Source organism: Methanospirillum stamsii, assembly GCF_003173335.1.
GTDB classification, from domain to species: domain Archaea; phylum Halobacteriota; class Methanomicrobia; order Methanomicrobiales; family Methanospirillaceae; genus Methanospirillum; species Methanospirillum stamsii.
Map to the genome: position 1 here is coordinate 1 of NZ_QGMZ01000001.1, position 20,318 is coordinate 20,318.

Genomic DNA, 20,318 nt, shown 5'->3' on the forward strand with positions numbered 1-20,318 from the left:
GGAGTTAGAAGAATTAAAAGAGAATGAGGGGATTTATCGTTATGCGTCAGCGGGAATCAAGGTCTTAATGGATCCGGTTTTTCATGGAAAAAGGAGATGAGGTATGCGGTTTTCTTACTATTTTTTCTCATCCTCCAATAATTAGTCAAGATCTTTATAAATTTTCAAGATGAAACCACTTCCATCCTGGTTTCTGACAAGTTGTTATCCAGTATCCAGATCTCTTCACATTAATACTGGGTAACGATTTCCCCCTTTGAATTCATTCTGATAATTCCAATCTCCATACACAATCAGTATAAAACTATCTTCCATATCACAATACATCATTCACATTCCGGAGAGTAAAATTCTATTATACTAAACAGACTACGGCTTTTAATTAAACCTTCTTTGAAGAAACATTCATACTTTTACTCTGCCAATTATTTTATATGGAATATGAGGGTGACCCACAGGAGAATATCGGTAAGCCATATGAACGGGGTATGCTACCATACGGAGGAGGTGTTGGTAAGGGTGGACTTATCGCCTTTGTTGTTACAAAAAAAGAGTTCGATGACAAGATGCGTCGATTAGATGAGGCAGGTGTTTGTTGAAACCTGTTTTCCTCGATACCTGCATTTTTTTTGAATGTATTAAGGATTCGAAGAAAAAGACCATAATCAGCCATGCAATTCATCTTGGGTTTCCTCTAGTAACCTCAATTACCGTTATGGGGGAAGCAGTGGACCAAATGAGAAAGCGTTCAGTTAGATCGGAGCTCATCCTTTCCTTCATCAATCTTTATGAAGAATGGAATGTTGCCACCCTTTATCCTGATCAAGTTGTGGCACGTATCTGCAATTGTATGGCCAATCATGAGATAGATTTCCGGGTGGAAAAAACAGATCGTGTACATATGGGATATGCTATGTCGAATGGCTGTACCTATTTTTTAACTTCTGATAAAAATCTTATTAAATACCGAATACCTAAATTACTTGAAAATGCTGGGTTCTTTAAGCCTGAAACTCTCACCCTCGAAGAATTTACGGAGCATTTGAATTAACTCCGTTTAATTCCTATTATGCATTCCTGGTAGAACTTGCCCGATAAGTTCACTCCGGATTTTTTTGAATTAATGATTAGCCCAATAATCGGAAAGGTCTTTCAAAATGCGATGGACAAAACGATCCGTCATGTGAAGGGGTCACAACAGTAATTATTCGCTGTGCTTCTATAAGCAGGATCATTCTGATCACATGGAAAGATGACAAACAAGTATTCCGAATTACCAGAAAACATAGATTCATGAATAGATTTGGGAAAAATTTAAGGCTTTAACTCTTCATTATCGGAAAATACTCGCGATTCGCGATATTGCCATAATGGAGACAGAGGTATCTGGGAAGAAAACCCGGTTTGAGATCCTGGTGCCACAGGAAGGGTTCAGTTAGGAGAGCAAATCTAGTAATAGTTCATTTTAGTCACGGCAATTTCATATTTCAATATTGAACAAGGGTTGGGTACCTCTAGATTGAATGCTGTTTATGGACCGGGTTTTTTACAGAGTTCAAGGTATCGTTCCATGTGAAAAACCATTGAAAGCGGGATGTTTAAAAGCGAACCGTCACGATGAACATTAGAAAGGGAAGTCCTAATGGCAATCTGCGGCTTATACCGGTCCATATACACCCTGAGGCTCTTAGCCTTGACATTCACTCCAGCTTTCACTTCGACAGGAATTATTGCAGTACCATCGGAAAAAATAAAATCAACTTCAGCTGTCGCTTCTGATGTCCAGTAATAGATTGAATCGGGAATTATCGATGAAAGTTGCTGAAGAACATACTGTTGAGTTAATGCACCGTTAAACTCCTCAAAAACCTTATTTCGTTCCAGAATAACCTGAAAGGGGAGTTGGCTCATGACCCGGAGCAAACCACCATCAAGATGATAAATCTTAAAATCATGAAGATCTTCATATGCTTTCATAGGCATCGCTCCCTTTGTGATTCTTCCAACCCGTCTGATGAGCCCACAATCCAATAGCCATAATAACGCATCTTCATATTCACGAGCTCTGGCACCACTCCTTACAAACCTATAAAGGAATTTTTTATTCTCCCTTGCAAGTTGTGAAGGAATACTATTCCAGATAAACCGAAGCTTTGGGACCATCGAACGGGGTGCATGTTTCGAGAAATCCTGTTGGTACGTATCTAAAATACTTTTTAACGTTATTTCAACCTGGAAAAAATCATGCTGTTCAATCCAGGTATTCAACGCTGCGGGCATTCCTCCTATGATAAAATATTTTTTCAGGTAATCGTCCAATTTCTCTATGAGAGGTAGAGGAAGCGGCTCTAATCCGCTATTTTGTAGAGATAAAAGTAATTCATGTTCATCATTAGCAAGAAGAAATTCATGGAATGTCAGGGGCTCGAGTGTCAGAATGTCTACTTTTCCGACAGGAAATGATGTGCCCTCATGAAGTGCAATTCCAAGTAATGATCCTGCAGAGCAGATTGGATATTCAGGTGCTTCTTCTGCAAAATATTTTAGAGATGTCAGGGCTCGTGGGACTTCCTGAATTTCATCAAATATCAGGAGGGTATCCTCGGGAATAATTTTTTTCCCGTGAAGTGCTCCGAGATATTCAATAATTCTATGGGGATTAATGGAACCTTCGAATAAATCAGACATCGTTGGATTATTTTCAAAATTAATATAGAGAAAGTCTTTAAAACCAGTCCTTCCTAATTCCTTCAGGATCCAGGTTTTTCCTACCTGTCTTGCTCCTTTCAAAATTAATGGGAGACGGTTTTTTTTTGTTTCGCCAGGAATGAAGACTTTGTAGTAATAATCTCTCCATGATGTGCTCTAGGTACTAAGAGACATCACATATACATAAGGATGATTGAAAGAAAGATCACATATTAAGTAATGAATAATGTGAATAATGATCACAATAAATCAAGGAATAATGTGTAATTAATCACATACTTGGCAAAAAAAGATAATTATTACCGGATACTATCTTTCATTCTGGCGATAAAATTTTTAATATCATCGATTTTGCATGAAACCGTGTAACGTCACCATCACCTGTGGTACTTTCCGAAGTAATTATTTCAAAATCACGGAAAAATCTGTCAATATCTGAATAAATTGTGAGAATTCTTGTTTGGTGATCCATTACGCACCGATTATTCTTTTTCTAAAACGATATCTCATTGGTTCAAGATCCATATAGGACAAACTTACAAATGTAATATCCGACCACAAATAAAAAAGGATATCGAAAATCATAATGGAAGGGTTAGTTAAATTTCTCCAGAATTTATCTCTTTTTACATATTGAAGTTAATGTACATTTCACCCTTGTAGTATTTGAAATAAATAAAGATTTCAGAAGTGATGTGTTTGCCGGGTGATTTGGTGCTTTTAAAAAAAACCTGAAGAAGAATAACTTAAAAAATTAGATTTATTGGGCCTGAACCTGCTGGACCAACGGCTGTGTGGGTGTTACATTTACCGTCTGCACACTCTGGCTTTGAACCGGAGCAGGAGCCGGAGTTGCCGGAACCTGTGATACAATAACCGGAGTTGTGGTGTTAGTTACCGGAGCAGTAACAGCCGGTCCTCCTACAGTAAGGTTTATCGCAGAACTTGCACCAGGCTGATATGTAGCAGTCTGGTCAGCGGTTTTATCATTAATTTTGAAAGTAATTGCCGGAACACCATTTGCAAAATCATTTTCTCCGGTCATCACTATCAACCGTTCATCAAAGGTTCCCATACCTCCAAAACTACCTGCCTGAGTCATGGTAATTGATCCCTGAAGGGTTCCGTTGACATAGGCAGTAATTACTGATCCTGCCGGAGCAGGAGAACCCTGAATAGCAACTGTCCCATAAAATTCACACGGAAGCTGGGGTGAAGATGCAGATACAAGGCCACATAATGCGATACATACACCGGCAGCGAGAAGAGCCGGTATCCAGAGAGAATATTTGGTTGTCATAATATCATGAAAAAAAGGGATATTTCCCATTTCTGGTTTTACCAGCCGGAGTAATCATCCGGCAGGATTACGTTACTTATAGATTCCACGATATCATCGAAATACATGAAATCAGCACGGTCTGAAGACATTAAATCCAGGTTCGTAATTGATCCGGGAGTAAACGGATACGTATCACTCCAGGGAGCACTGGATAATGGGTTTTTCACTTCCGCTTTGTACCAGTATTCATATTCCTGAGGCTTTATCCAGAATGAAATCGGATCACGCTGCTCGATAGACCCGTATGGTACATCAACCGTCAGCATATCTTTTTCAACCGGGTTTCCATATTCGCCAAAGGTGAGAACAGAAACAGGATTTGTCGGGTTTGAAAGATCAATGCCTTCACGGGTAGCCATGACCCGGTCACCGACCCGGAGTGGATACCCATTAAACTCAGCCTTTCCATAGAAATGCTGGGGTTCCCATGCTGCAGGAGTCGGAGTTGGTGTCGGGGTTTGTGGAACTGTCGGAAGTGGTCCGGCCCAGAGATGAACGGTCCGGGATATTCCACCTTCGTAGGGAATTTCCCGTGTTTCGTTCAGATACGTAATCGTTTCATTGTCATCGGTATTCTCATTGATGAGCCAGGCCTGAGTATACTGCGGCCATCCATCATCCTTTACCCAGAAGGTTATCTTTGCATCATCTGGAAGGCATTTTCCCTGGATGGTCAGTTTATCTGCCCAGCTGCTGTTCCCACTACCAAAGTAAGCTGCAGAAACCATTGTAAATGGATTTTCCGGACCTGATACATCATATCCATCAATCCGTGCCTCAATCTGCCCACCAACTCTGATGTTTGGCTGGCAATTGTGGCAGACTCCTTCAGCATCCAGGAATTCTGTGCCATCAGTAATTCTGACATCTCCCTGGATGCTCATCGGAATTGAGGGAATACCGGCACACTCAGTCGGAGAAGGAGTTACCGGAATGGGTGGAATTTCTTCTGGCGAATTTTTCAGTACTGCCAGACGAAGAATTGTTTCCTGTCCTGGCTGATAAGGAACCGTCCAGAGATAAGACCCGTCATCCTGAAGAATGTAAGCCCTGCTCATCCGGTTATACTGATCAGCTACATAAAACTCAATTTCAGTGCCTTCCGGAATTCCCTGAACCTGTAATTTTGGAGAGAATGTACCAATCTTTCCAAAAACTCCTTTTGCAGTCTTGATTGGATTGAATTGTCCGGATAATTCATATCCCGGAGCTCTTGCTTCTACCGTGCCTCCACTTTGAATCGGAGTTCCATAAATCTCAATCGTCCCTACAAAGGTCTGTGGAACTGATGGAACTGCAATCGGAGTCATTGTTGGTTTCGGAGTTATCGGCCCGACTACGATATAATCTTCTTTGGATTCGGTTGAATCCAGACCAACTGCATCAGCAACCGTCAGATTAACCGAATATTTCCCATCCTTATCATACGTATGAACAGGGTTTTGTGCGGAATCTCCAGTGCCATCTCCAAAGCTCCAGGCAAATAACGTAGGACTGCCTGAAGATTTATCGGTAAACTGAACTTTCAAAGGTGCCTGCCCGGTCACAGGAGTTGCAGTGAAATCTGCCTTGAGTATTCCCCCGGAACCGGATGCCGTAATGTACTGTTCTTTGATGATAGATGCACTGCCATCAGTGTTTGAAACAGTAAGAGTGACGGAATACGTTCCAGGCAGCATATACTGATGAACCGGGTTAGAGATGGTATCAGTTGTTCCATCACCAAAGTCCCATGACCAGAGGGTTGGCCCGCCGATGGAAAGATCAGTGAAGGTTACCGTGAGTGGCACCATTCCGGATAATGGATCAGCGATAAAATCAGCTACCAGCGGTGACACTGAAGATACCGGTGGTTCAGTTACCACAGGATTCATCATCTCCGGAAGCTGGGGAGGCATGTCACTAATTGCCGGCTCTGAAATTTTGGATTCAGTTTTGTCATCCACAATAACCGGATCAGAAACAATCTCTTCTCCGGTTTTTTCTGTGCTTTCTTCTGGGACAATTTCTGTCGTTTCAGCAGGAATGGATGTGACTGAAGGCGCTTCTCCTCCAATTGAAAGATCGAGATTAAGACTAATTCCAGGCTGGAAAGTTGTTTCCTGCCAGGCTTTCTGACCATCTATCCAAAAGGTTACCTTCGGACTTCCTCCAGATAAATCACTGTCTTCTGCGACAATCTTGAGTCGTTGATCAAAAGTTCCCGGCCCTCCATACTTTCCTGCTTCTTCAAGCACATACCGGCCTCGTTCTGCATCATTGATCTTTGCTGATAAAATAGTCCCTACCGGTGCAGGGGAGCCGTCAATGGTTACAGTTCCGTAAAACTCACAGGGAAGTGCCGGAGCCCCGGCAGAACAGACAAGTACTGAAGAAAACAGGAGGAGTGTAGCCAGTGCCGTCAGGGCGGCTACTGTTCCTGTATTCATGATACCTCACACACCAATGGCTGCCAGTGTTCCTGGCGTCTCCATGTACAACCAGTATCCCTTCGATGGGAAGAGATAGGTGTTTTCACCTTGTCCACCGTTCACGATGGTAGACTCCCACTGCTGATGCTGTGCATCATATCCACGAGTGTAAATCCATCCATCCTTCACAGATTTCAGGGTGTCCTTTGCTGTTGCCGGAGTGCCACCGGTAAATCCGATTGCTGCCCATCCGCTTGGAAGGCTTCGGGTCGGTGGAGCACTGACCGGATCGTTCTTGAATTGCAGATTAATGGTATATGGAGTTACTGAATAGATCCAGTATCCATACAGCGGTGTGATTTCAGTTCCGGTCAGGACCTGGTCCCAGTACTGCTTGTATGGATCATATGCCCAGATTGCATGTCCTCCGGTTGGGACATCCTTGAAGACCACACTGGCATTGCTGGTGGCATCAGAGAGTGTCCGTGCCACTGAAATAAAGTTCCAGCCACTGAAGAGCTGAACTTTCGTCGGATCATATGGTCCGATGGTCGGAGTCGGTTGTGGACCACCAATAACCGTGATATAATCGGTCTTGGTTTCACGATCCATTTCATCTCCGAGGGTGACTGTCAGAGTAACCGTGTACTTTCCACCAAAGGTGTACGTATGTGACGGGTTCTGAACTCCTGCGGAGGTATAGCCGTCACCAAAGTCCCAGAACCAGTTCGTTGGTTCTCCGGTTGACTTGTCAGTAAACTTAACATTGAGAGGGGAAGCCCCTGAAGTCGGGCTTCCGATGAAGTCTGCGGAAATTTTTGGCTCTCTTACCGTGATGTAATCGGTCTTTGTAACCGTATCCTCAAGACCTTCTTTGTTCATCACCGTGAGGGAAACGGTGTATACACCGTCATCTGAATAGGTGTGTTTTGGATTGACTTCGGTTGAGATTGTTCCATCACCAAAGCTCCAGGACCACTGATTCAGATCCTTTCCGACAGACTTGTCAGTAAATTGGACTTCCAGGGGTTTTCCACCCTGGGTCGGGGTTCCACTAAAGTCTGCAGTCGGAACACCGTCATTTACAATCGTGAGCGGAAGGACAATGTACTTGTCATCCACAAGACGCTCATCAAGGAAGTCAGTTATGGCTTTAACAGCCTTTTCACCTTCATAGTAACCCTGTCCTTCAAGTGGGAAGAGCTTGCTCCACTCATCAGGATAAGAAGTTACCATCCAGATACGGTTTCCTTCAATCGGTGTCCGGACATCAGTCTCCTTTACCATGTCAAACTTGTGGTTGTACATCGGGTGCTGGAGTATGATGCTGTATTCACCTGGCTTGAGGTCACAGAGGCTTATGTAATTGAGCAGGTTTATCTCAAAGGTATCATCACAGTAGACCGGAATTCTGGCATTGACATACTTGTCATTACCTACTTTCTCCTTTCCGAAGATCCACATGTTGATCTCTTTGGTTACATTCTCACCATCACCGGTGTGTGGGAATCCACAAGCAGTTCCGGTCAGCATGATTGCATCCTGGTCGGTCCAGCTGCATCCGTTCGGACAGCATCCTACCGGAAGTTCCACGATTTGCGGATCGAGGACTGCATCAAAGCAGGGTTCTTCGAAGATGATTGTACGTGATGTAGTTGCTGCACAGGCACAATCCAGACAACATGCATTGATTGGCTGGCTTGCTGCGAAGATTGTGTAAGTTGCCGGATTAATTGGTGCCTTTTCAGTCTTCCAGGTGTATGACCAGGTGCCGTCACTCTTTACCGGAACTTCAATTGCTGTGAACTGGTCGGATTCTTCCTTGCAACCAAGCTCAACCATGTCAAGACCCGGCTGTATGATGTTTTCTTCTGCATCCGGAGTCTTCCAGCCGAGGAGATCATTACCGCAACCGTTCTGACATGGTCCGGTCATGAAGAGGTAAACTTTATCGCTGTCGGTGTTTGTACCGGAGAGCGTGACATCATTACCAAGGTAATACGGAGCTTCCTCCTTGATGTCCATGGTTACAACTCCCTTGTTAACCTTAACCATTCCATCTCCGTCAATTACTGATTCAGGAGTCTCTTCAACACTCTGAACATGTATACGGTATGAACGGTCAGGTGCAACGTCGGAGCCTACCGTGAATTCAACTACCTGGTAACCGGTTGTATTTGTCAGAACCTTTGCGTAGTAATATACACCGTTTGCATAGACATTTGATGCCCATGGTTTGTCATCGGTTGGGACAACATCCCTGATGTTTCCGGTCTTCTCACAACAGTCTGGTGATAATTTTGTGTCACCAATCGGGAATGTGGTTCCGGCAGGATCGTCAAATGTTATTGTTCCGGCTGAAACACCACTCTGATCTTCACGGATCTTTGGCGGGCGGTCACAGGGTGCACCACTCATCTTTTCTGCACAGCACATTGTCGGATCTGTTACACCCGGGTCGCACTGCATGATGACAATGATGTAATCCTTGTTCGGCTTTCCACCAACTGTTACGTAGAATGATGAATTTCGGGTAACATCGCCCGGATTGACGATAACATCAACAGATTCGTCAACAATATTCAGAGAAGATGTACTGGTTTCTGTTTTTCCAACTATAACACCGTAAAAATTGTCGTAATTTTCTTTCAGATTGTTCAGATCAACTACTGCGGAAAATCCATACTCACCATTGATATACCGGCGTTTTCCATCGGAATTCAACGCTCCGGTATTCCATCCGGATGAGTTGTCATCATTCTCCGGCCAATACCAGCTGTCTGCATCTACGGCCAGATCCTTGATTGAAATGTCAACATCAGGAATTCCGCTGAGAGTACCTCTGAGATTTAAATAATTTTCACTGGAAACGTTAGAATATCCATTGATATCGATGATTCCCAGATCTTCTACAGGAAGTCCTTCTCCACGCTGTTGAATTACAGAGTCAAGATTTGTATCAATTCTGAAATTTGCAAAGTCTCCGGATGAGATTTTTCCTCCGGATGCGATATACTGTTTTTCATTCTGGTTCCAGACACGGAATGCAATTGAGGGATCGTTTACTACAAATGCAAGATCGCCTGCATTCGCTCCATCCCACTGGTACCAGTTTCCTAACTTCCCGTCAAAGGTTGCCGGGTTGATATAATATGAATGAGCACTGGTGATTGAAATCGCACTGTAACTTCCAGTACCTGATTTCCAGGCCACCATGTTGCCTGAACCTAAGGTCTTGGAGATGTCAAGTCCCTGCTCACCAAGGAATACATCCCCGCCTTTTGGCACGACTGTGAGCATATTTAAGGCTGCACCGGATACATGAAGGTCAAGTGCACGGTTAACTCCCCGTTCATAGAGGATAGTTTCTTCACACTGAACTCCGTTCACGTAAAACGAAACCGGTTCACCTTCAAGAGTCTCATCAGCTCCTGCCTGAACCATCATCGGCTGTGAGTCGCTCCCGTAGACACCATCAGAAATCACGGTAGCAGTTCCGGCGACGGTTTCGTTCAGCATTGCAGTTACAACTAATCCGGGAGATGCCGGATCGTCATCAATGTAGAGCGTTCCAGTAAGGAACATCGGAACCAGTTGTTTGATCTCTACATCTTCAGCTGCAGTCAGAGACATACAGGAAAAGAGGAGAAGGATTAACAGACTGAATCCTATTCCTTTCATCGTGATATTCATCTTACTCCCCTCCGAGTAGGATTCCTTCGGTATTCATCTCAATAAGATACCCAACCGTTGGATCCATCATCTTGTCATCATCCACTCCCCTGATAATCGGGTACTCCCACCGCTGGGTTACCGGATTGAATGAAAGTGTCTTGTTCCAGGTTTCTCCCAGGGATGCAAGGGCAACATTGGCTGGTGTCGGCTGCATGGCCATGATACCAATACCGTTCCAACCAACTCCAAGATTCCGGGTGAATGCTCCTCCGTCAATGTACGTCGGAGTGATTATGACCGTGCCGGCATCAGCCTTCCAGACTCTGAGTGCTTCGAGCGGAACTACCGGATAATCATCCATTACCGGTACCCATTCGTTACGCTCATTGTCAAATGCCGCATATGGAACTTCTCCGGATTCTATTCCGGCGAAGAGTTCACTGACTGTATTATAATCTTCAGTTACCGCTTTTGGAACTGAAACATGGTTCCAGCCCTGGGTAACTTCAAACTGACTTCCGGTTCCGATGGTAATGAAATTATCAATTACCAGGGTGTCAGAACCTCCGTTGTTCGTTACCGTAAGTGAAACGGTGTAAATTCCCGGAACGGTAAAAGTGATTACCGGGTTCTGTTCTGATGAGGAACCGACAACTTTTCCTTCACGGATAAGTTCCCAGAGCCAGGAGTCTACAACTCCGGTGGATTCATCGGTGAACTGAACCTGCACCGGGAAGGAGTCAGAGGATGTCGGTTCTGCAGAGAATCCTGCTACCGGTGCATCGTTTAAGACAGTAATAATCTGTTCTGCAGGTAATACCGAACCAATTTCATTACCAATATTGAGAGTTACCGTGTAATTTCCAGGTTCAGCATATGCATGTGAAGGGCTTTGCAGTGATGAACTTGCATTATCACCAAAGTTCCACATCCATGCTGATGGATTTCCATTAGACAGATCTGTGAAATTCACTACATCATTTGCAAAAACCTTTGCAGGAGTATAGGAGAATTTTGCAGCTGGACCATCTGCAACCCTGATATAATCATTCTTAACAGTCTTATACAGTTCATCCCCATTCAGGGTGAGTGATACTGCATACCTTCCAGTATTTTCATAAGTATGTGCTGGATTCTGTTCAGTAGAAGTTGCACCGTCACCAAAGTCCCAAGCCCATGAAGTTGCTTCAATAGTACTGATGTCAGTGAAACGGACGGTTAATGGTTTATTACCATAAGTCCGGTCTGCTTCAAAGTCCGCACCACCACAAGGCCTGTCAGTTATGTTAATCTGGAGATGAACATAGTTATCATCAACATCCGGATCGTCAAGTCCTCGAAGAAGGGCAGTTAATACTTCAGTTCCAAGTTTGTATCCCGGACCTTCTACCTGAACGAGTTTCCTCCAGTCATCATCATAGAAGTACTGAGATTCCGGATCCGGAGTTTTTGTTATCGAACTTGCCCCCACATGAGTAAGGAAATCATCATTTGGATTACCTACTCCATTGCCATTTACGGTCTCATTGAAATTTTCAACAGGTCCGATGTCAGGGAAGCCAGATAGAATCCACCTCTTTTGTTGTTCAACTGGGTTTGCCCAGATTTTTGGATCCAGCTGTGTTTCTAAGATAACATCAAACTGATGGTTGTATCCGGGATCCTGTACGACAATATCATAAACACCAGGATCAATTTCACAGAGCAATACTCCGGCTTCTTCCATCGCTTTTGCAAGATTATAGGAGTACGTACCATCACAGTTGACCGGAATTTGAGTATTGATATATTTTGCACTGCCTATCTTGCCCTTTCCAAACATCCAGAGACTTAATTCCTTATCTGCATTACCAAGAGATGTTCCATTTACAAGTATTGGATGGGCATCAAGAGTGGTACCACAGGGATAACCCGGACAACAACATCGTAGAACATCATCTGCCAGAGCCGTGAGTTCAGGACCTTTCAATGTTATCTCTGCTACTGCAACGACATCACAATTTGGACAATCCTCAATTGTACAAACTGCTCCACCACAGGAAACACAGGTCGGACACCAGGCCTGATTACTCAAAGCCCAGATTGTATAGGTACCCGGATTCATTGCAAGATACTTTGTCTGCCAATACAGTGGATTTCCAGATGCATCCTTATTCACAAATATCCAATCAAAACCTTCAATCTGTGGAACACTTACTGGAACTACTTCCGGACCCATTCCAATCATTCGTGCTTTTGTCAGGTCAGGAGTAAGACCACCACCACACTCCGGCTGACATGGTCCGGTCATATATAGATACGTCGTAAGACTGTCTGAATTCAATCCGGCAATTTTGAGAGTATCACCAAGGAATGCTTCTGTAATCGGAGTGTTTGTTGCATCAGAGGACTGTGAAATCTGAACTGATATATCACCCTTCTGAACAGTTAATTCGGTTTCATCAAAGATGTGAACTCCATTACATTCAGGAGCACGTTTCTGAATGTGTACAGTAAAGACAGGATTGTCATCTGCTTTCCAGACTGTATTGTCAACATCAATATCTATTGTTGCCTGCCCACTACAATCGGTTGTGATGCTTGCATAATAGAGTACGCCATCATTAAACTCGGTCGGGACTACTTCCCTGAAGGTCTTTCCTTCACAACAGGAAGGGTATACAATTTCACTTCCAATCGTATACGGACCACCAACCGGATCAAATTTTAATGCGACATTCAGGGTATCATTGACAAACCACGGCGGACGATCACACACTTCCCCAGTCATTTTCCGTGGACATTCAATGATACCAATGATATACTCGGTTTCGGGTTTTCCAACAACTGTTGCAGTTGCCGTCTCCGTTCTTTTAATTGCACCCGGGTTTACCGTAACTACCACACTCTCCGGAACTAATCCCAGATTTGTTGTGGTTGACTTTGCTCCACCAACAACTGCATAATTGTCAATAATGTTGTTAGCCCAGCAGGTGACTGAAACTGCATATGTCCCATCAGGAGTATACAAAAGTCCCGTTGTTGGATCAATTGCATCCGTGTCCCAGGTCTGCCACTGATGAGTATTTGTCAGGATATTGATATCCTTAACAGAGATCACCGGATAATTCGGATTACAATCAGGACAATTACATCCTCCTGCATCCGGACCGAGAAGAGACTTGTAATCTTTCCCATTCGAACCTACGACATTAATATCAAAGATACCAGCGTTTGCACCATTGGTACGTTCCTGGATGTGGTACAAATTAGTCTTGATGTTAAAAACCAGATCCGTTCCAAGGAAGACCTGACCGGTTCTGTTGACTTCCGGACAGATAGTATCAGCCGGAACAAGTTCGATGTGTGGAATTGCAACGTAATATGCTACTACAGGCTGACCGCCATTCATGATAGGCATACCACTTGCCTGATCACAGAGGTAAAAAGCACCCTCCATGATTGCATCATTCAGGGTGTAATCTACCTGGTTTACAAAGTAGTCAGTTTCACTGCCTGCTGCAATCGTAAGATATCGATCCGCAGGAGTTGATCCTACTTCAGCAACACTCTTCCACCATCCGACATAGTTTACCGGAAGACCGGTGTTCGGATTAATAAGCGCATTCGAAATGTCCAGACCAGTCTCTCCGATGAATATATGCGTCCCTTGATCTACAAGAGGAACCGGAATATTCATCCCGGCTGCTGATCCCGGACTTATGAGCATCAAACTGACGCTCATCAGAACCAAAAGCCAAATCTTACTGTTTCGTTCAGATTTTTTTCCATCTCTTTCCATGTTTCACCACTCCATCCCAACGGATATGCCCTAAAGGACGGTTTTTTCTAAAACCCGGACTCATAGCGAGCGGGAGTCAGAACCCCCCTTGGGAACCGCTTATCCTGATTTTACCCATCTCACAAAGAACTGTTTGCGTTTTGAGCCCCCGTTCCATGATAATATACATCATATATATTATTGTCAATATAAATATTTCCATTATTTCTCGAAAAAATAAAAAAAAAATGGAACTCATCCTGTTATACAGGATGTAAAAAGAAAGAAAAGTTGATTAAGTTACAGTAATGCGAGCCGAATATGAATCACTCATATACGAGTTCTTTACCGTAAGCCGGGCCGGATAAATTCCTTTTTGAGAGTACTGATGTTCCACCGGACTCCAGTCACCTGAAGTGAAAGTATCAATATCTCCATCACCATATTCCATCACCCAGGAAAGAATTGATCCGGATGATGTATCCGTGAATTTTACTTTCCGGTCAGCGAGGTTTTCAGTTGTAAAACCTGCTTTTGCGGTCGGATTTTCAATGGTAATTTCCTGGGTAACTGAATCTGATCCCGCACTGTTTCCGGCAGTTAAAGTGACCTCATAGGTGCCATAATCACTGAAGAGATGTTCCGGACTCTGGGTAGATGATCCAAGACCATCATCAAAGGACCACTGCCATGAGTAGATCTCACCCTTTGAGGTATCAGTGAACTGGACCTGAAGCGGATTAACGTCATTCAGTTCATAGGTGAATGCAGCCGCCGGAGGATTAACCGGAGGAACAGCAATCGACTGGGCAATTGTGTTTGTCTTATTAAATTCATCTGTGACGGTAAGACTTACTTCATACGTTCCGACTGAGGAATAGGTATGTTTTGGACTCTTTTCAGATGATCCAAGAGTATCGCCAAAAGACCATGCATAGCCCAGTGGAGTTGCACCATAACTCTGGTCAATGAATTGAAGCGCCAGAGGTTCATTGTCAACTTTTGCATAGGTAAACCCGGCTACCGGATCAAAGAAGATCTGATCTGATGCGAATGTTCCAAAGTAGGGAATATAAATCTCTTTTGAGATTGTCCCGGAAATTTCACAGGCGGTAGATTGTACTGTTAAAGTGATAGTGTAATTCCCTGGTTCTTTGAACATATGAGTTGGAGCTCGTTCTACTCCGGCAGGTGATCCATCTCCAAAGTCCCAAAGCCATTTGTCAATAACACAGGGTTCACCTAAGGAATCATATGCTATTGATGTATCCATGAACTTATACGAGTACCCGTATGTTCCATTCCGGTCAATCATATCATAGGTAAATCCAGGTGTAACTTCTGAACCTGATGGCGGGTAAACTGTTACGTCATTGGAGTTTTCGGTCCACCCCATACCATCTTTGAGAATTACCATTACCCATGGAGAATACGTTCCCGGATACTGGTATGTGTGATTTGGTCTTTGTTCAAGAGATGTTCCTGGATAATACATACCATCGCCAAAGAACCACAACCACTGGGCCACGTAATCCTGTGACTCTTTATCAGATTTTCCATTTACAGATAGATCTGCATTGAATTGCACATCAAGAGGGGCATCTCCAGAAGCTGGTTTTGCCCAGACATTTGACAGTACAGCAGTATTTAGAATCCATACATTATACGAATCATATTGATCCGAATCTGGTTTGATCAAAGATTCATTTACTCCATGTACGTTCGAACTTTTCAGATGGACTGTGTAAAGACCCGGTGCAGTAAATTTGTGAACAGGACTTCTGAGTGAAGATGAAGAATTATCTCCGAAATCCCATTCCCAAGAGTCTTCCCATGAATCTGATTCATTACTCCAGAATTGAATGGGATCACCAACAAAGCCATAAGCCCAGGTGTTTACTCCTGCAAAATATTCATCAAACGGATTTTTATTCATCATTTTCATATCCGGATGAGGAATATCATCAGGGAATACTTCCAGTTCTCTTTCTATTGGATCTGGATTTAATCCATCTTTAGAAGCTGCCAGAGTTACTGTGTATTTGCCGGTTCCCGGGTAAACAACACGAGGAGTAAAATCATTTGAAGTTGCAGGCTCTCCACCTTCAATAGTCCACGTAACATCCCAATCTGCAGTAATTCCTAGGGGTATAAGCACAATACTATATGGAGATTTGCCATAATCCTGTATCCAGGTGAAATTTATTCCTTCATTTGATGGTTCATATGCATGAACCATATGCTCTTTACTGTCAACTGCATTTGGTTGTACATTTTCAGACGAGTATTCCTGTTCGCCATGTTGCACAAATAACCTGACAGTATAATCTCCTGCTTCAGTATACAAATGAGTTGGATTCTTCTCATGTGAAGAACCTCCATCACCAAACGACCAGGTATAATTTGGAATTACCAGATTGGCTAGGAGATCAGGATCCAGCACTGATTGATCAATAAAGGAGACATTAAGAGGTACGGTACCATTTTCTGGAACTGCAGCGAAATCAGCTGTTGGATACCGCTGTACACCTACATTTATGAAATCAGTCTTATTTTCATAGTCTGTTTCACCATGTTGATCAATGATACTCAGGTTTACCCAGTATTTACCAGTATATGGAATCTTAAACTGTGGATTATGCTCAGTTCTTCGTTCACTAGTCCAAGTACTGTTACCTATAGTCCAGTTATATGCTAACGGACCCTCTCCAATACTCTGATCAATAAGAGTAAAGTTGAGGGGAGCAAGACCTTCCCGGACAGATGAACTGAAGTTCGCTACCAACCCACCAGGATAGACCTGAATATTTTCTACCGAAGTTTCATCGCTTTCTCCGTACCAGTTTTCAACGTATGAAGTAATATTGTATATACCGGGATCGGAGAGGAGGAATACAGGATTTTTTTCCGTACTGCTGGCAACGTGTGTTCCAGTAGAATCATATACATCATATTCATAACTGAGGGACACATTTGACATCGTATAATTAACCATACTCTTGGACTGGTCAATTACACTCACATTCAAAGGCCCGACTCCAGCCATTGGAACTGCCGAGAAATTCGCAATAGGCATTACATTGTCCGGAGGGATTTTAAATGTCTTACTAATGGTCGTATAATTACCATTCGCTCCCACCGTGAGGTTAATATCATAATAAACAACCTCCTTCGACATATTCATGGTGAACTGACTTTTTCCGGTTAAATTTTTTTCTTCGCCAGTCTTTTTATTTGTTCCTTTCCACCACCATTCGGTAACATTCAATTCAGGATCAATCTTCGAGTATGAAAGATCATAGAATGTCACTGTACCATTTGGATCCAGAGCCCTGTCATCATAGGCGGCTTTTGGCATCATACGAGCAGTAATATTACCACATGGACCATACTTATAGAAATCAACCGTCAAACTAGAACTGTTAAGGCCGGTTTGATTTGCTGCAATAAGCTGAACTGTAATGGGATCTCCAGCGGATAGAGTGGTATCATAAGTAACATTACGCTTACTTGGATCAAATATTGGAGATCGTACTACTCCACCAATCGTCCAATTCCATGAACCTATTGTATCCGTACCATTCCATGATGAAATATCATTACAATACAGAATATCATTACAGGAGTAATTTGCTGATAAAGCTCCTGAATGATTTCCACTAAAAAGCGTCATACCAGCCTGATTCTTTACCGTGAAATTAGCTGATACTGCCGCAGTACCTGGCTGGAAAAATAATACCAGGAGAAGAAGCACCCCGAGTATTACAATTGCCCCGTTTAGGATTTCTTTTCTGAAAAGAAATCTCCTATCATCCGATTTCATTGCATAATCCCCATTATAAATACGATCCTTCTCTTGATCAGGATAATTATAGTAATTATTGGATATGATATATAGATTATGGAATATAGTTGAAAAGATATAATCGAAAATCTGTATTTAATATTCTGAATTATTCTAATTATCAAAAAGAAAGAAAAATTTAACTTTTTTAGCCCCTAAAAGGGAAAATATTAAAGTGTACATCAAATTTTATTTTTTAAAACGAATCGTGCGCTTTTCATTCACTTATTTATTCAATAAAAATCCAAAAAATACAAAAAAATTAGAAGGTTTAAACCGCACCAGTAACGGTAAACGTTCTGTCACTAAACTTCTGCACTCGTGAATTCCGGGCATCTAACACATATACATTTCCTTCTTTGTCCACCCCAATGCCACGGGGAGTATCAAATTCACCAGGACCAGAACCATAAGAACCCCACTCGGTCAGATATTTTCCATCCGAATTGAATTTGATAACTTTCTCATTGCCCGTATCAGTTACATAAATATTTCCGGCTACATCTACGGTCACCCTGAATGGATAGGAATATCCTACCGAATCTGAATATTTTGTTACAAAGGAAGTCAGGAACACACCCCCGGAATTAAATTTCTGGATTCGTTCATTGTATGAATCAGCTACATATACATTATCTGATTCGTCCACGAAGAGACCCCGGGGATCATTAAATTGTCCAGGATCACTTCCTTCAAAGCCCCATGATCCCAGGTAGACACCATCTGGTGAAAATTTCTGAATACGATTGTTATACGTATCAAGAACATAGACATTTCCCAAACTGTCAACACCGACATCAGAGGGATAATCAAATTCTCCAGGTCCGGTACCTGACGTACCCCATGAATCAAGGAATATTCCTTCAGAATTAAACTTCTGAATCCGGTCATTTCTCATATCTGCAACATACACATTGCCAAAACCATCAGCACATACCCCATAGGGTCTGTTGAACTGTCCGGTTTTTTCCCCATAAGATCCCCATTCAGTTACACATATTCCATCAGATGTGTATTTCAGGATCCGGTTATTGCCACTATCAGCGATGTAAATATTCCCAACATTATCAATCGACAATGCATATGGATTATAATAGTTATATGGTCCGGGAACACCAACCATCATTTGGAAGATGCCAACCGAACTAAATTTCGATACTCTGCTGTTTTCAGTATCTGTAACATATACATTTCCTACACCGTCTACACAAATTCCAACCGGATAATTAAATTCAACCAGTCCATTTCCTGTTGAACCCCACTCATCCAAAAATTTTCCATTTAAATCAAATTTCTGAACACGACTATTACCGGTATCCATCACATATACAATACCAGAATTATCTACACTTATATCATAGGGATAATAAAACTCACCAGAACCTGAACCCTTAGTCCCCCAGCTTGAAAGATAATTCCCGGATAAATCAAACTTCTGAACGCGACTATTACCGGTATCCATCACGTAGACATATCCAGGGTTATCAGCACTTACTCCATAGGGATAAAAAAACTGACCAGGTTCCGATCCATATGATCCCCATTCATTCAGGAAAACGCCGTTAGAATTAAACTTCTGAATCCTGGAATTCCCAGTATCTGCTACATACACATTCCCGGACCCATCAACGCTAATTCCAAATGGCGAATTAAACTGCCCAGGTTCAGAACCTATTGATCCCCATTCATTCAGGAATTTTCCATTGGAGTCAAATTTTTGAACACGGTTGTTTCCTATTTCTGTAACATAGATATTCCCCTTACTGTCAGCATCAATTCCGACAGGATACATAAAGTTACCCTGATTTTTACCATAGGTTCCCCATCCGGTCAAATACGTACCTGTAGGACTGAATTTCTGGATACGGCAATTGTCGGTATCTGTAACATAAATATTTCCAGATCCATCAACACAGGATTTGGCTGGATACATCAGCACAGATCCTGAACCCCAGGTTGAATTAAAATACTTGGCAGAAATGACTCCATCAGGATTTGAAACTTCAATCGAGTATCGGCCCGGATCCAACCCAGTCAGATTGAATGAAGTGGTGATATTCCTGGAATTGACATATGTAATCGGATTGATATTTTTCTGACGGTATACACCATTGGTCAGGTTTGTTGTGACACCGCGTTTAAAATTAGATCCAACAATACTCACTGATTGAGATGAGGAACTATTAAGCCCAAAATTTGGAGAAACTGAGTCAATCTTTGGAATAACAAGTCTGGGTAATGTCTGTGCAGTTATTGCAGAATTGTTTTCCAGTACCTCATCTACCCACATATTTTCTACAGTTACTCCCTGTTCCGGAAATCTCCTGTCATCCAATATGTGATGTCTGGATAAATTTTTGTCAAGACAAAAGAGGGATTCTATATCTCCTGGAACAAATATTACCATTGAGATGTTTTCGATTTCATCCGGACTACTATAATTCCAATTATTATCAGAATTGTTTATCTGCTCCCCATTACAGGTTATAAAAATGCAGAAAATTAATAGACTTATCAGTACTATTTTCTTCATTACACCCACCAATAAATATAGAAAATGATATATAAAAATAGATA

9 protein-coding genes are annotated in these 20,318 nt (G+C 42.5%); 2 read left to right on the top strand and 7 right to left on the bottom strand.

Translation table 11 applies throughout. The features are described 5' to 3' along the window. Window positions 1–434 precede the first annotated feature (434 nt). Both DLD82_RS18310 and DLD82_RS00005 read left to right on the top strand, forming a co-directional pair. Window positions 435–599 carry a hypothetical protein gene (locus DLD82_RS18310; protein WP_181391151.1) on the top strand — a complete coding sequence of 55 codons (165 nt, stop codon included), beginning with the start codon at window positions 435–437 and terminating at the stop codon, window positions 597–599. After that, a complete protein-coding gene (locus DLD82_RS00005) occupies window positions 596–1,051 on the top strand; it encodes a PIN domain-containing protein (protein WP_181391152.1) in 456 nt (151 codons plus the stop codon). Before DLD82_RS18310 ends, DLD82_RS00005 begins: the two co-directional genes overlap by 4 nt. Window positions 1,052–1,530: 479 nt before the next feature. On the opposite strand, the gene DLD82_RS00010 is transcribed toward DLD82_RS00005, so the two are convergent. From DLD82_RS00010 to DLD82_RS00040, 7 genes are all read right to left on the bottom strand, one after another. Continuing rightward, window positions 1,531–2,790, bottom strand: coding sequence for an ATP-binding protein (locus DLD82_RS00010; protein ID WP_219968269.1), 1,260 nt, complete (start codon window positions 2,788–2,790; stop codon window positions 1,531–1,533). A gap of 679 nt (window positions 2,791–3,469) precedes the next feature. Continuing rightward, a complete protein-coding gene (locus tag DLD82_RS00015; protein ID WP_146199633.1) occupies window positions 3,470–4,009 on the bottom strand; it encodes a hypothetical protein in 540 nt (179 codons plus the stop codon). 38 nt (window positions 4,010–4,047) lie between these two features. Beyond that, window positions 4,048–6,480: a PKD domain-containing protein gene (locus DLD82_RS00020; RefSeq protein WP_109939055.1), complete on the bottom strand. Its 2,433-nt coding sequence runs from the start codon at window positions 6,478–6,480 to the stop codon at window positions 4,048–4,050. A gap of 6 nt (window positions 6,481–6,486) precedes the next feature. Continuing rightward, on the bottom strand, window positions 6,487–10,155 hold the full coding sequence (locus DLD82_RS00025) for a DUF3821 domain-containing protein (protein WP_109939056.1): 3,669 nt from the start codon (window positions 10,153–10,155) through the stop codon (window positions 6,487–6,489). A 1-nt stretch (window position 10,156) separates the two neighbouring features. Then, the gene (locus DLD82_RS00030) at window positions 10,157–13,918 is read right to left on the bottom strand and encodes a DUF3821 domain-containing protein (RefSeq protein WP_109939057.1); all 3,762 of its coding nucleotides are present in this window, start codon (window positions 13,916–13,918) and stop codon (window positions 10,157–10,159) included. A 274-nt stretch (window positions 13,919–14,192) separates the two neighbouring features. Further along, entirely contained in the window at window positions 14,193–17,720 is a 3,528-nt protein-coding gene (locus tag DLD82_RS00035) for a PKD domain-containing protein (protein ID WP_109939058.1), read from the bottom strand. Between the two features lie 292 nt (window positions 17,721–18,012). Beyond that, complete coding sequence (locus DLD82_RS00040; protein WP_109939059.1) at window positions 18,013–20,274, bottom strand: 6-bladed beta-propeller; 2,262 nt, start codon at window positions 20,272–20,274, stop codon at window positions 18,013–18,015. Window positions 20,275–20,318: the final 44 nt, after the last annotated feature.